This is a genomic window from Pustulibacterium marinum, assembly GCF_900116665.1.
Lineage (GTDB): Bacteria > Bacteroidota > Bacteroidia > Flavobacteriales > Flavobacteriaceae > Pustulibacterium > Pustulibacterium marinum.
Window position 1 is genome coordinate 1 of record NZ_FPBK01000023.1, and the last position, 13,677, is coordinate 13,677.

The 13,677-nt window shown below is 35.3% G+C and carries 15 protein-coding genes; 1 reads left to right on the forward strand and 14 read right to left on the reverse strand.

Annotated elements, in window-relative coordinates:
- Positions 1 to 140: 140 nt before the first annotated feature.
- Positions 141 to 1,310: a tyrosine-type recombinase/integrase gene (locus BM383_RS17990; protein ID WP_093026545.1), complete on the forward strand. Its 1,170-nt coding sequence runs from the start codon at positions 141 to 143 to the stop codon at positions 1,308 to 1,310.
- Positions 1,311 to 1,538: 228 nt separating this feature from the next.
- Here BM383_RS17990 and BM383_RS17995 read toward each other — a convergent pair whose 3' ends face one another.
- The 14 genes from BM383_RS17995 to BM383_RS18055 all read right to left on the reverse strand — a co-directional run bounded on the left by BM383_RS17995 (position 1,539) and on the right by BM383_RS18055 (position 13,667).
- On the reverse strand, positions 1,539 to 1,994 hold the full coding sequence (locus tag BM383_RS17995; RefSeq protein WP_093026546.1) for a hypothetical protein: 456 nt from the start codon (positions 1,992 to 1,994) through the stop codon (positions 1,539 to 1,541).
- A gap of 20 nt (positions 1,995 to 2,014) precedes the next feature.
- Positions 2,015 to 2,350, reverse strand: a complete 336-nt coding sequence (locus BM383_RS18000) for a hypothetical protein (RefSeq protein WP_093026547.1) — start codon at positions 2,348 to 2,350, stop codon at positions 2,015 to 2,017.
- A complete protein-coding gene (locus BM383_RS18005; protein WP_093026548.1) occupies positions 2,350 to 2,562 on the reverse strand; it encodes a helix-turn-helix domain-containing protein in 213 nt (70 codons plus the stop codon). The genes BM383_RS18000 and BM383_RS18005 overlap by 1 nt, the downstream gene beginning before the upstream one ends.
- A 10-nt stretch (positions 2,563 to 2,572) precedes the next feature.
- On the reverse strand, positions 2,573 to 2,731 hold the full coding sequence (locus BM383_RS18900) for a hypothetical protein (RefSeq protein WP_177229161.1): 159 nt from the start codon (positions 2,729 to 2,731) through the stop codon (positions 2,573 to 2,575).
- 10 nt (positions 2,732 to 2,741) lie between these two features.
- Complete coding sequence (locus tag BM383_RS18010; RefSeq protein ID WP_093026549.1) at positions 2,742 to 3,149, reverse strand: hypothetical protein; 408 nt, start codon at positions 3,147 to 3,149, stop codon at positions 2,742 to 2,744.
- Positions 3,150 to 3,335: 186 nt separating this feature from the next.
- Positions 3,336 to 6,659 (reverse strand): ArdC family protein, encoded by a 3,324-nt coding sequence (locus BM383_RS18015; protein WP_177229162.1) that lies wholly within the window; start codon positions 6,657 to 6,659, stop codon positions 3,336 to 3,338.
- Positions 6,659 to 7,162 (reverse strand): M23 family metallopeptidase, encoded by a 504-nt coding sequence (locus BM383_RS18020; RefSeq protein WP_093026550.1) that lies wholly within the window; start codon positions 7,160 to 7,162, stop codon positions 6,659 to 6,661. Before BM383_RS18020 ends, BM383_RS18015 begins: the two co-directional genes overlap by 1 nt.
- A 2-nt stretch (positions 7,163 to 7,164) precedes the next feature.
- Positions 7,165 to 7,617 carry a hypothetical protein gene (locus tag BM383_RS18025; protein WP_093026551.1) on the reverse strand — a complete coding sequence of 151 codons (453 nt, stop codon included), beginning with the start codon at positions 7,615 to 7,617 and terminating at the stop codon, positions 7,165 to 7,167.
- Positions 7,618 to 7,716: 99 nt separating this feature from the next.
- Complete coding sequence (locus BM383_RS18030) at positions 7,717 to 8,358, reverse strand: hypothetical protein (protein ID WP_093026552.1); 642 nt, start codon at positions 8,356 to 8,358, stop codon at positions 7,717 to 7,719.
- Positions 8,355 to 8,774, reverse strand: a complete 420-nt coding sequence (locus BM383_RS18035; protein ID WP_093026553.1) for a DUF5675 family protein — start codon at positions 8,772 to 8,774, stop codon at positions 8,355 to 8,357. The genes BM383_RS18030 and BM383_RS18035 overlap by 4 nt, the downstream gene beginning before the upstream one ends.
- A 2-nt stretch (positions 8,775 to 8,776) precedes the next feature.
- Entirely contained in the window at positions 8,777 to 9,100 is a 324-nt protein-coding gene (locus BM383_RS18040; protein WP_093026554.1) for a hypothetical protein, read from the reverse strand.
- A 23-nt stretch (positions 9,101 to 9,123) separates the two neighbouring features.
- Positions 9,124 to 9,354: a hypothetical protein gene (locus BM383_RS18045; protein ID WP_143106468.1), complete on the reverse strand. Its 231-nt coding sequence runs from the start codon at positions 9,352 to 9,354 to the stop codon at positions 9,124 to 9,126.
- A gap of 27 nt (positions 9,355 to 9,381) precedes the next feature.
- Entirely contained in the window at positions 9,382 to 10,398 is a 1,017-nt protein-coding gene (locus BM383_RS18050; RefSeq protein ID WP_093026556.1) for a hypothetical protein, read from the reverse strand.
- A gap of 2 nt (positions 10,399 to 10,400) precedes the next feature.
- A complete protein-coding gene (locus BM383_RS18055) occupies positions 10,401 to 13,667 on the reverse strand; it encodes a hypothetical protein (protein WP_143106469.1) in 3,267 nt (1,088 codons plus the stop codon).
- Positions 13,668 to 13,677: the final 10 nt, after the last annotated feature.

Genomic DNA, 13,677 nt, shown 5'->3' on the forward strand with positions numbered 1-13,677 from the left:
TCCCGTCTTCGCTACTCCAAAGCTCGAAACGGTAGGAAATACAATGGTTTCGAGCTTTTTTTCTATTTTAGGTGTGTCAAAATTGTGACACGTGTATTTTTTAGCCGTAAAAGCCTTGCTTTTAATCGGTAATAAAAAAAATGCAAAATTTCAACCAAAAAACTTCCCGTCATAAGCATATAGCTTTTTTAGATTTCAAACCAGCAGAGTTGCGAATGAAAAAGGACTGGATCATTGTGTACTACGCTAAGAACCCAGCTACCGGCAAATTGCAACGCTACAGAGTAAGAGTGCCTAAAATGAGTAATAAAACCCAGCGTGAACGCTATGGCAAGCGTATGGTACTAGAAATTAATAAGAAGCTGGAAAGCGGTTGGTTGCCAGTGTACAGCAATGTGAGCGTAAATGAATTTAAAACTTTAGATTTCTGTTTTAATACATTTTTGGCGTACACAGAAAAAGAGATTGAAGCTGGAAACAAACGCCCTGACACCCTACGAGCATATAAGAGCTATATTGCAATGCTCAAAAAATGGATAAATGAAAAAAAATTAACCTATAAGTTGATTTTGGAAGTTTCAACCAGTGTGGCTATTAATTATCTTGACTGGATGTACTTGGAACGTAACACCAGCGCTGCTACCTATAATAATCATTTAACATTCTTAAAAAACTTTGCAAACTTCTGTTTGAAGCGTGGTTACATTAAAGAAAACTTTGCCCAAACTATTGAGCGCAAGAAAAAAACACAGAAAAAGAGAAAAGTTTTCACACCGGAGGTAAAACAGAAAATTAAAAAGCTTCAGGAAATTGATAAGGCATACTACACGCTTTGCATGGCTACCTACTTTTGTTTTGTTCGCCGTACAGAACTTACGAAACTGAAAGTAAAAGATATTAGTTTTCACAAACAATACATTACTATAGAAGGTGAAGCTTCTAAAAACGGCAAAAAAGATATTGTTACCATTCCTGATAAATATATGATGCTATTGGTTGACCATGTAAAGAGCGCCAGCAGTGAAAATTATTTATTTTCGGGTGACGAATTTCAACCGGGCAAAAAGCAGCTGACACCTAAAAAGATTTCGGACACTTGGACGAAGTACCGCAAGCAATTGAATTTTGGAAGTGAATATCAATTTTACAGCTTGAAAGATACCGGAATAACAGACCTATTAACAAACGGCGTACCGGCGATAAAAGTAAGAGACCAAGCAAGGCATTCCGATATACGAATTACGGAACAATACACGCCAAATTTGAGCAGTGCGGACGAAGTTGTAAAAGGTGCAAAGTTCAACTTTTAAACACACACACAACACGACCTTGCTAAAAGTCGGAAATTATCGGAAATGGCGGAAATTGAGCAAAAAATATTTATAACTAACTATATTACAGTAAAATACATTGTTTCCGACTTCGGAAAGCTATATTTTAAAATAAAAGCGTATGTGTTTGTTTTTCAATTACATACGCTTTTATTTCCTGATTTCCGATATTATTTCCAAGTTGGAAAGGTTTGTTTCCGAAGGCTTTTAATCTGAAACAAGAGTAAAATTTTCCCATTTGCAAAAACAAAGAATTGGTCTTCTATTTCTTTTTCTAAGAAAGTACCCTAAAGGCAATTCACCTGTTATTTTCCAATCACAAGTATTTACACATCCCCAATGATTCGAAAATCTATATACACCACCATTAGCATACCAATACTTACTACTTACCTTGTCAGTTTCTATGAAATAACCTTTTGAATTTTCAAATCCCTCTTTAGTATCCAATATCGGGTAGCTTTTCTCATTCCAAAAAATGGTTTTTTCATTTTCTGAAACCATTAATTGATCGTTTTCTGAATTATAATACAACTCATTATCCCAAACTATTTTTTCCCATTTTGAAACAAAATCTGGTGGCTGGTTAATTACTTCTGAATCTTTCACATATTCAAAAACAGCTACGGTATCTTGAAAGAAGTTTGTATCGTTAATTTCCATGTGGTTTAATGGTTTTTAATTTATAACATTTGGGAATCTTCCCATTGCAAATATTCTTTGTAAAACTGCCATGCTTCTTGCATTACAGTTACTTGGTTTTTTCCGGCTGCTTCGCAATTGTTTTGCACAAAAACCGCCCAGTAATTTTCTAGTTCTCCATCTATCTCATTTTCATATTCAAACCGTTCTTGGTAACCGGTAAATTGAAAATCTTGTAAATCATCTACATAAATAAATTCTATGAGTGAGAGCGCATCTACACAATACACCCAATTTCTATGATCTTGGAATGTATTGTCTTTGATAGGAATTTCAGCCAGTAAAAACTTAGGTTTTGTATAGTTTTGCAATGCCATTAGTTGATAGGTTTAATTTCGTGAATAGTTACGTTAACCTCGTAGCCTACGTTTACTTTTTTGGCTATTTCTGCAAGCTTTTCAGCTTTTAACCGGGTAGAACCATTGCACCAACGGCTCACGGTGTAGGGTTGTTCGTCAATTAAGGCTGCAAACTCTTTTTGAGTGCAGCCAAAATGGTTAATGATCATGTTTAAAATATCTTTCTCCATATATTTTTTACTATTTTCCTTTTGCAAATTCAAACTTATTATATCCACAACTATAAAAATATTCTGTATATAAAGAAGTTCCTAAATCATGGACAATTCTTATTTGAGTTTTACTATCTATTATACCGCCCATCTTTAACAATTCTTCTTTTGTAAATTGTTTATTCATAATTTATTTTTTAATCTAAAATATCTACTAAAGAAGGACAAATCACCATGTGGGAGTTTTGACCGTTTGAAACTTCCACTCTATTAGAGAAGCCTATTATTAAATACGCTGGTTTCCTAGAAGGTTTTACAGGCGCTAAAATTTCTAATTCTTCATTTGTTAACGGTGTATGATAATCAACAGACTTACCGCTAACGCTGTATATAGCTTTTAAAGTAAATTTCAATCCCTTAATCTTTACTGAAATCTGCTCCGAGTTTTCAGCTACAACTTTCTTCCAAACAGGTTGACAATCATTATAATTACTGCCTGCATGACCTACATGAGAGGTTGCTTTTGGAAGTAAAGTGTAATCTACATCACTATTTAACACTTGATTTTTTGCGCCCGATCTTAAATTCTTAATTTGAGTTTTCATAATATCTATTTTTTTGTTTTCAATAGTTCAAACCTACAACAATTTTTTGTAATAATTGCAACTTTTTGCAATTTTATTTTTGATTTTATAAGAAACATAGTACTTAGTACTATGTTAAAAAACGCAAAAAACCCCGAATTTCTCCGGGGCTTCTCTGCTAAATCAACTAACTAACTATGAAAAAAACTAATACTCTGTAAAACTAAATGGTAATGCAACTGGCTCTTGGTTGTCCGGTTGGGTTGGTTCCGGTTCTGCTGGTACTTCGGGTTCATCCCCGTATATCTCTTTATACTTTTTCGGGTTCATTTTTTGCAAACCTTCTTTCCAAACTACATATTCACCCATTCCGTAACGCCCGTGTGTTTTCATTACGAAATTTTCGACTTCTACAATTTGGTCAGGTAAGTGCATCCAAGCTTGTGCGCCTTTGAAATCTCCGCTTTTTGTAGCTTCCATAACAAAGATGTAGCCTATCTGTGGGTATTTGCCGTAAAAACGCTCTCTAAATTCATGTGCTGTAATTTTAGCAGCATCAATAAACGTATTCAGCATATCTAAGAAAACATACTTGTATTTACCGGTTGCTAAAACTTTATCCAGTTGATTAATATCTGTAGTTGCCATAAGATCAACATTTTTAGCTTCGTTTAACCCGGCTAATTGCCATAGTTTTTTTGTAGAAGCTGAAATTCCTTGATCTGCAAAAACATATAATACATTTCCGTGGTTGCTCAATTCTTTTGCTAATGCTGTAGAACCAGCGGTTTTACCGTTTTTAGGTTTGCCAAAAATCGCAAGCCTTACATTTTCTTCCGGCTCTTGCATAAAGTTAGCCCACTCCCCTGTTAACTGCATGGTTTTAAATTCCATATTCATAAGATCAGCACCGCTCATTACTCCGGTTGGCGTTTCCGCTGGTTGTGGTTCCGGGGTTGGTTCTACTGGTTGCGCTGGCAGGGTTACTGCAAAACCTAAACCTTTTTCTTCTAGTCTTTTTTCTCCGTACACTAAACCGTTTTCATCTGCAAACTTCGCTAATACATAAGCTTGTTTTTCAGTTATACTCATATATTTATCGGCTTTTGTTGCAATATCTACAACTATTTCTGAACCAAGCGCTTTTCCTTTATCTCTAATATGGTATAAATATTCTACCCAAATTTTATAGGTTAAAGAATTTCTATCACCCGAAGCAACACTGTTTATCCAAAGTAAAGTTTCTTTTATTTTCTGTAAATTATCTAATTTATTGAACCTTTCTATAGATTTTCGATCTTTATCTCTTTTCTTTTCACCTCTTGTCATTCCTGAAGTAGAAGATTTTGGATTTTTCTTTAATGGCTCTCCGTTCTCATCTTTTAAATTAAAAGCCATTTCTTTAGCTACCTTGCCGTTTTCATACGTTACTTCTACATACCCGGTAGATTTTGTAATTATTTTAGAAATAGTTCCTTTTCCTTGCTTCCCTTCCACAATTGCACCTACATACACTTTTGATCTGCTATTTCTACGTGAAACTTTTGTAGTGGGTTCTTTGGGTTTTACTGGTACTGATTTTTCTTTTAGATTTTCCTGAAGATTTTCAAACCTTTCAACATCTGTTTCCATGCGTTTTTTTGCGCCGGGGGAAATTTGCCCTTTGAGTAGTTTTTCTAAGTTAGCTAACTCCTTATCTATTTTTGCTTTTGTTACTTTACCAATTTTTGTAAAGTCGAAACTTTTATAGCTATCATCATAAGTAAAGGTGTCTTTTTTAGTTTTCACCGGGCGCAATGCTTTTTTCTTTTGCTTTTCGTCTGTGAACACTTTACCTGTTTTTAGGTTTTTGATACCGCCACCTTTTACGTAAATGTATCCGGGTTTTAGGCGCTGTTTTTCGTCTGTGGTATGTCTAAATTTAGAGTTTTTGGCGTGCCAACTTCCGTTAAGTGGTTTTTGTTCTTTTTCGTCAAAAAGCCACTGCATTAATGCTTCCATTTGGCTTTTACCTTCAGCTTGTGCTTTTTCCCAAATTTTCTTTGCTTCTGCTCTTAACTTCGTATCCTTAATACCATGAAGCGCCAACTCCAACTGCTCCGGTTGCTTTTTCTTTGGGGGAGTTGGTTTTTTAGCTGGGTTCTTTTTAGTTGCAACTGGTTTTTCTTTTTTGGCTTTTGCTTTTTCAGCTGCTTCTGCTTTCTGCTTTTCTGCTAGTGCTTTTTGATAAGCCGGCACACCAGCTTCGTCCAAATTCAAAATATAATCTGTAGCTTTTTGTGCATCGCTGGCTGCTTTCATTAAAAATTTAGGGTCTTCTTTTAAATAATGAAGTCTATTTTTCCAGCCGGCTAAATATTCAGCGTGGTTTTTGTTGTTAAAAAACATAATACCAGCTTGTGCATTCAAAAATACACTACCAAACTCCGCTACCAGTTCTTCTTTTGCATACTCCGGGCTTTCCATTTTACGCCCGAAAACACGATCTAAACGCTTACTACTACCAGTAGAATGTATCATTTCATGGAATAATGTACGGTAATAGTCTTGGTTTGTATCAAAATCCTTCATTTCAGGAAGTTGAATAAAGTCTTTTACCGGACTGTAAAAAGCTCTTTGAGCGCCGGAAACTCTTTTTATTGGTACTTTAGGCTCCGGGTAATTGTCTACAATAGCTTCAGCTAGTGCTATCGGTTCATCATTGTTACCAACAATACCATTATCTATAAAGCCTAGTTTGAAGTTGTCTAAATCAAAATCAATTCCTTCAATATCACTGCCTGAAAACACATTGTAATATCTTAAATAAGCAAACTGGCAGTTGTAAATAAAATTCCCCAATGATATTGGTTTATCCCAATTCAAAGGCGCTATTTTGCTCTTGTTTTTCTTTACCCATTCAATGAACTTTTGACGATCATTGGTTTTAAAATCTAGTCCAGCATCTTGTTGAGTGTATTTGTAGGTAAAATTATAATAGATCACTTCTTGACCTTCAGCTCCTTTTTTCACTTTCCCTCCAAGATCAGTAACTTGTTTGAATGTTAAGTAAAATGGATTGTCTAGCAATTCACCTCCAAAACCAGCTAACATCAAGTAATTGATACCTCTATACGGTTTTTTACTAACAAAATTAAACGGTATAGTATAGCCTTTTACCTTCCATTTTTTCACATAACCTTTACCGGTGGCTTTATCAATATGATCTATCATTTTCTGAAGTATCATTTTATGAATATCCTCCGGGCTTACGGCTTTCCCTAAACCGTCTGTGTATTCATCATCGGTAATGCCGTGATCTTGGGCGCATTGAAAACAACCTTTTAAACTTTCGGGTAGTTGTTCTATTCCCGGTGAGCTTAGTTCTATTCTAAAATAGGCTGCATCCGGGTTGTTTTTCAACATTGTTTTCAGCTTATTAGCAATGTAGCTTTGTTCTTCAGCTTCTGCATTTATTAATAAGTTTTCAATGTCTTCACGGCTAGTTTTTTGACCGTGTAATTCGTTGTAAGTTTTAACAGAGTATAGCATTAATAAAGGGTATTTGGGTCTATTAGCTCTACGCCAACAGGGGTTTTTAAATAGGCTTCTAAATGAATATGCGGTGTCATGGCGCTTCCATGCTTTTTGCTAATGTCTTGTGCATAGGCTACTACGTCACCGGCTTTTACTTTTGTACCAACAATACCAGTAACAGGAATACAGTAAAACACTTTGAAATAATATTGCAAGTTTTCAATTACAAAGCCTTGCCATTGCAAATCATCTGCATACGGATAGGCTTTTCGGGTTATGGTTCCGGTTATTGGTGCGTACACTGGCTGACCTTCTGTAACTACATAATCTTGACCGTTGTGGTCGCCGGCATGGTTCCGGCTAGCTCCGTAGTTTCCGCAACCCATACTGTTAGTGTCGCAACCTCTTTTTATAAGCGGTTTTACAATGGGTTTTATCTTTTTTACGAAGTATTTGTATAGCACAAAAGCCGTTAATACGGCTCCGGTTCCTGCTGCTATTTTTTGATTTTTGGTCATAGTTAAATTATAAAAGTGTAACCCAAAGCTTCTATTTGCGCTTTGATCTGCATATTCTCTTTAAGATTTGCACCGGAAGAAAATAGAAGGCTCAAAGCTTCATTTACAGCAATAGTTACGGGAATATTATTGATAGTTAAACTTTTGTTGTTGGGAATATCAATTTCTGAAAGATCAGTAGTTGCTTCTCCAATTTTTTTCCCTGTAAGATCATACACAAAAATTCGGGTAATCTTAAAAATTACGCCGTTGATATAAATATCTGTTTCGGTAACATTGTTAAGCGATACGGAAAGATTAAAACTAGCTACACCACTTTTGATCTTTAGGTCTTTGATGCTCTCTATTTTGGTTTCTAGTTTGCTCATTGCGTTTTTTAGCTGCTGATATTTCACCACACCAAAACAAGCTAAAGAACCCAACAATAAACTGGCTGAAGTAAGTACTTTATTCATCGTTATTGGTGTTTAATGTTTTGTCAATCGCCTTGTTAACGGCGTATGTAACCAATGTACTAACGGCTGATGCTATGATAATACGGGTTAAGTTGTTCATTACTTTCTGATTTTAAAGATTGAAAAATGATAACCAACATAGATACGCTGATCTGTATCGTAGGATACCTGAAGCATATTTCCTGAAGCATTTTGAAAAAACAAATCTGCTTTGAAATTGAAGCTATTGAACTGTAAATTGTTACCGACTTCTACACCAGCTAACAAACGAAATTTTGTTTGTGGCACGGTTACTTTGGCAGCAACAATACGCTCTTTAATGGTGTACGTTGGTAGCATGGAAAGTATTTGCCCTCTTACTTTTCCGGCAACGGTTAAATTTATATAACTGTCTTCTTGCTGGTAACTAAAATCATTGATCTGTATAGCATCGCTGTACATTTCAACCTTTTGCGTTGCGCTTACCTTTGCAAAGGAATCTTTTAATTGTTGGTTTTCTGCCAGTAGTTTTTCATTTACCGGGTTTGGCACAAAAACCGTATCGGTTTTCCCAACTGGTGACGGCAAAACAATAGAATGTTTTGGTTGAGTAGCTGGCAAGGAACCGGACACCGCCGGAACTGTAACCATTATTTCTTTTTCCTCCGGTGAAGCTCCGCAACCATTAAACCACAAAGCCACGGCTAGTATTGTAATTACCAGCCACGGAAATGATTTTTTTATGATGTTTAATCGGTTCATAGGTTTACGATTTCAAGTTCAAATTCTTCAGGCATATTTTCCAATAGCCATTTCATTGCTTTTCCGCTGTCTTTTACATCTATGATATTGTCTTTATTTACATAGTCATGCTCTAAACCAACCAATACACAACCTTTAATTTCTGTATGATAATTGCCAATGTGTATCAATATCCATGTGCGACCTTCTACGTCTGTAATGTGAAAATGATCTCCGAAGGTTTTAGACCAACGGCGTTTTACTTTGTAGGTTTTAGCCGGAATACAAGAAACTTCCGGTTGGTTTTGCAACCATGGCAATTCTAAACACGCCAGTTTTTTAACCACGTTGTTAAGCTCCGTTAAGGCAAACATATTGCCAATGGTTTGCTTTTCTTCGTGGCTAAATCTTTCAATAAGTAATTTAACTGGCTTCATGGCTAATTCAGATTTTTAAGATTTTCTACTTCATTGCGAAGCATGATAAGCTCGTAGCTGTTTTGCTCGCTTCTGTTTTTATTTTCTTTTACTTGGGTAGCTTGTGATTCTAATTTTGTTACTATTGGTTCTATCCTTGCTATAGTGGTGTTGAGTTTGTTTAACGTTTCCGTCATTTTCTCATTTATGACCTTTTGCTGGGAGTTAGATATAACGCCGTCTATTACAAAGCCACCAAAACCTACTAAAGCCGTTACAGCTATAGTGCCTAATACTTTGTTTAGGCTAAGTGTAACAGTGTTATCTTTTACGCTGGTTGCTGTCATGGTTATTGGTTTAGGTTGGTTGGTTATTTCTTTACCTTTTGAGCGGCATCTTGTATAAGCCGGCTCAATCCTCCTGTGAGAATATCTACTAATTGATCTTTTGCAAACAGTAATAATATCCCTATCACTCCAATAACTCCTATACCATATAACGGCATATCATATAAAGTAGGCACGAATAATAATACAGCTGCAAAAACTATCATTGCAAATCCTAAAAATGTGCTGATTGGGTTGTTTTTAATTCTTTCCATTTTATTGATTGATTTTTGATTGATTAATTAATTAATTTGATACCAGTTAGTTCCGTTGCTCCATAAAGTATAACTTTCGCCTTGTGTGAGTGCGGTAACGTTGTTATTGTCTTTATCTACAAAAGTGGTTATAGTTACTCCGGTTACGGTGCAAACAATATGTATAACTCTATATGTACTACCGGCTGGTGTAGGCATGGTAATAGCTCCGGTTGCGGTAACTCGTATTAGCTGAATATCACTATCTATAGTGTCTTCAGCCGGGTTGAAATCTGCTATACCTTCATAGTTTTTCTTAGCATCGTCAACATCGTCAAGACCTGCTACTACATAATTTTTGTCTTGAAATTCTGCATAATGATCTCCGGTAAAGCTTTTAAAATCTAAGCGTAAATTATGCGTGTCGGCATTTTCAAAGGTGTACCCCAAACCAGTATAATTAATAGCAAAATAGCCGGCATCCGGTGTACTGTCTCCGGTATTGGAATATTGCGGTATGGTATCGAATGCTTTAAATCCGGTTATAGTTTCAGCTCCACTTTTGTGTACCAAGTTGGTTTCGTCTATGCTTCCAGTTCCGGCATTGTCGGTAAAGTTTGCCGTGAGCGTACCACCATCTTGCTGCGTGAGCGTTATGGTTTTGGTTTCGTCTCCTGTAACCGCTACATTGGTAACGGTATTGTCATAACCGGCAGTCCAGTTGGTTTTGTTGGTTGCGGTTATGGTAGCTGCTTCACTAGCAGTAAAAACAGGGTCTAATTCCGTGAAATCTACTACGGCAGAATCCTTTACAACTGTATAATTACTAAAGTCTTGGTAATTACCTCCGTTGAATATTGCCTTCGTAACAAGGCTATCATTTACATAGCCATTTACTACGTAATCGCCTACTTGTGGCGTGTTTACGGTTGCTGCTGTACTGCTACGCTTTATCCATTGAAATAACTCTCCGTTAATTTCAATTACGTCCTTCTGCTGTTCTCTAGTTTGCCCGAAGGAAACTAGAGAAACGAACAGAATTAATATTTTTAGTAGGGTTTTCATTATTATAAACTTAAAATATAGTGTATTAAACCTCTATAACTATCACCTAATTGAGACATACCTATTTGACTAGGGTGTATAGGATCTGTAATTCTATCAACAGAAATACCAGTTCTGTCGTCTGGAGTATAAGCTTCGGTGTTATATCCATTTTCTAAATCAACCCACATATAACCAGGGTTTATAAATACAAATGAACTATAAGTATCACCTTGAAATGTTTCAAAAATAGCTTTATAAGTCTCAGCTCTTTGCCATTGCGTTTCTACATATCTATAACCTCCATTAACATCTAAACCTGTTACCAGTGCCGTAGGTGGTTCTAAACCTATAATTACATAAGCATTAGGGTATTCAGTATGAAATTGATTTATAGCAGTTTGAAAAGCAGTAACTACTTCTGTAATATTCTCAGCAGAATACTTTTTTCTCTCTATATCATTCCAGCTAAATTGCATGATAGTTACGAAAGTATCGTTGACTAAATCAAAGTCAGTAGACCAACCATAATAATCAAAGTAGTAACTAAAATCAACTTCAGAAGTTGAAGGATTCCAAAGTGCATTTCGGTTAATTGTATCTACAGTAGTATAAGGTATTGTAGAGAAAGAACCTATACCACTAACTTGGGTTAGAGTACTATTAGTAGGTGGGACATTTGCATGATTATTAGGACGTATTCTCAAAACTCCATTACCATTACTGTCTACTTTTCTTCCATCTATATAATATTCGTAACCATTACTATCTGTATATAAGTCAGGTAAATAACCATCTCTTGAACCATCATCTGTAAAACCTGTAACAGCTAACACATAAGCTGCCCCCCTATCAACTAGAAAACTATTATCTAAAGTACCTCCTGTTTGGTTTTCTGTATTATAACCTGTGTAGCTACCATTTTTTAAACCTATTAGATTCATGGTAACACCATCATCTGTTGCATTATCTTTTAATGCTTGAACCCAATAGTTAATATCTGTGAAGCTATCTCCCATAGGGAAAACGTTAATAGTACCTGTGGTTTTAGTTATTTTATTAAACTCTCTCTTAATTTGTGACAACATTCTTTTGTTGTCGTATAAATTGAAAGTCATAGTTCCTACACCAGCACTAGCAGGAGTACCACCAAACTGACGTATATAATCTCTACATGTATTATCTGTCGCATTAGTAGCTGTTACGGTTAAATCTTTAAGTGGGTTAGCATTAATCATAGCTTTCTTGTAGAAATTATACTTTTCACCAACTGTTAAATATAATTTGTCAGGTAGAATTAAATCTACTTTATCTTCTAATCTTAAAAATCCATCAGGTCTATAAGCTTCATAATCGGAAGCTGAATCTGAATACTCAACTTGTGGGTATAGTAAATCATTTTCTTCTTTATATCTATAAGTAAAAGCTACATATAAATCTTCTCCATAGGTATTTTCTACCGTATAACTTAGAAGTGACGTACCTGTAGTTATTTGAGTATTTTCTAATACTTTACGATACTTATCTACAAGATAAACTCTACATTGTTGAAGGCTCCAATCTGATATAGTTATTTTCTCACCATCAGCTATAGGGAAGAATTTAGCAGTATTAAAAAAGTCTGTAGAAGAAGTAGCAGTTAAATGACCACCTGATGAAGTGTATTGTGTTTTCTCTACAATATCTAAAGGATTTAACTTATTAATTCTACTTGTATTATCTCTATCAAGAAAATCATAATTAAAGTATGCCAACATACTTTCATAATCTTGACTAACTACATCTTGATTTACCTCTAAGTTAAGATTAACGTAACTGTATAAATCTTCATCAGCAAAAACAACATAGCCATATATACCACTAGCATTAAGCTCGGGTATATAATACCACCCTCCATTATTAGTAGTTTCATCCCAAAGACGAGCTACAGTTGTATCATCAGATGATTGATTTATTACTAAAAATCTTTGTCCTGCATCATTTCTAATTCTTGATATGTAGTAAGTTTCTTGTGAATCTAAACCAACTAACTTTAACTCTTTAATTCGTTTATCATAAAAATATTCTCCTGTAAACTTTTTAACATCACTTTCTAAATAAGTAATACTAGCATTAACACCCTCTGCTTGCTCTTGTAAACTCTTTAAGTAGTAGAACTTCTCAAAAGTTGTTGAAGTTGTGCCAATTTCAATTTGCGTACTTTCTGCATCAATATTTCCATTGACACTAAATCTTGCGTATGCAACTCCACCTGTATTATTAGTTATGGTTGAGCTGTTAACACCAGTACCACTAATAGGTTTATCATATTGGTCAAATAAAGCTGAGTAAGCTCCGCCAATACTTACATTTACCCTAGCACTTTGACCATTTTCCAGCTTAATAGGATGTGAAATATCGTAAGACGCATTTGCAACTTCAGTTAACGCACTGTTTAAAAAAGCACCATATATATTTCTATCATCATTAGGATTTAGTAGGTTTTTCCCTCTTTCTGAATACACCTTAGAATCTTGATTACTAGCAATTCTATAAGCTTCACTATCAATATTATCTTGTATCAACTTTACAGGCTTGTATACTTCAAAAGCTGTAGCTACTGTACCAATTTCTACCTGTGTACTTTCAGCGTTAATGTGACCATTAATAGAATGTCTTGCATAAGCAATACCCCCTGTATTATTAGTAACAGATGCGCTGTTAACTGCTGTGCCTGAAATATAATTATCAAATTCGTCATATAGCGCGCTATAATAAGCATTAGAAGCTCCTGACCATATAGAAGTTTCACCATCTTCTAATCTAATAGGATGTGATATATCGTTAGAAGCATTTGGAGCAAAACCACCAACTCCATCTATAATATAATTAGCTATATTTCTAGGGTCATTAGGATTTAACTTGTTCTTGCCACTTTGCTCGTATAGTTTTTGGTTTTGAATATTCCTAATTGGTTTTATAGTAGCATCAGAAGACACAAACTCTTGAACTACCTCATAAGTACTACCGTCAACTTTTAGGTACAAACCAGTACCTTTTAAAATGTATAGTTTTCCGTTTTGAATTTCTGCATCTGCCAAAGCTTCAGCATGAGTATTTACTGGCTTTGCTCCGGTTGAAGTAGCAACGGCTTCTAATGTTTGATCGATATTTTGTAATTCTACATCATAAGTATTGGTGATTACTTGCGTAGCCTGTGAAATCTTTGCTGCTACTTGTGCATCTGTCAACCCTTGTGCAAAGGTTACGGACGTTAAGAATAAACTTAAAAGGAAAAGTATCTTTTTCATTTGTTAAGGT

Coding starts and splice junctions, on each gene's coding strand:
- BM383_RS17990 (WP_093026545.1), top strand. CDS start 141: ATGCAAAATTTCAACCAAAAAACTTCCCGTCATAAGCATATAGCTTTT.
- BM383_RS17995 (WP_093026546.1), bottom strand. CDS start 1,994: ATGGAAATTAACGATACAAACTTCTTTCAAGATACCGTAGCTGTTTTT.
- BM383_RS18000 (WP_093026547.1), bottom strand. CDS start 2,350: ATGGCATTGCAAAACTATACAAAACCTAAGTTTTTACTGGCTGAAATT.
- BM383_RS18005 (WP_093026548.1), bottom strand. CDS start 2,562: ATGGAGAAAGATATTTTAAACATGATCATTAACCATTTTGGCTGCACT.
- BM383_RS18900 (WP_177229161.1), bottom strand. CDS start 2,731: ATGAATAAACAATTTACAAAAGAAGAATTGTTAAAGATGGGCGGTATA.
- BM383_RS18010 (WP_093026549.1), bottom strand. CDS start 3,149: ATGAAAACTCAAATTAAGAATTTAAGATCGGGCGCAAAAAATCAAGTG.
- BM383_RS18015 (WP_177229162.1), bottom strand. CDS start 6,659: ATGCTATACTCTGTTAAAACTTACAACGAATTACACGGTCAAAAAACT.
- BM383_RS18020 (WP_093026550.1), bottom strand. CDS start 7,162: ATGACCAAAAATCAAAAAATAGCAGCAGGAACCGGAGCCGTATTAACG.
- BM383_RS18025 (WP_093026551.1), bottom strand. CDS start 7,617: ATGAATAAAGTACTTACTTCAGCCAGTTTATTGTTGGGTTCTTTAGCT.
- BM383_RS18030 (WP_093026552.1), bottom strand. CDS start 8,358: ATGAACCGATTAAACATCATAAAAAAATCATTTCCGTGGCTGGTAATT.
- BM383_RS18035 (WP_093026553.1), bottom strand. CDS start 8,774: ATGAAGCCAGTTAAATTACTTATTGAAAGATTTAGCCACGAAGAAAAG.
- BM383_RS18040 (WP_093026554.1), bottom strand. CDS start 9,100: ATGACAGCAACCAGCGTAAAAGATAACACTGTTACACTTAGCCTAAAC.
- BM383_RS18045 (WP_143106468.1), bottom strand. CDS start 9,354: ATGGAAAGAATTAAAAACAACCCAATCAGCACATTTTTAGGATTTGCA.
- BM383_RS18050 (WP_093026556.1), bottom strand. CDS start 10,398: ATGAAAACCCTACTAAAAATATTAATTCTGTTCGTTTCTCTAGTTTCC.
- BM383_RS18055 (WP_143106469.1), bottom strand. CDS start 13,667: ATGAAAAAGATACTTTTCCTTTTAAGTTTATTCTTAACGTCCGTAACC.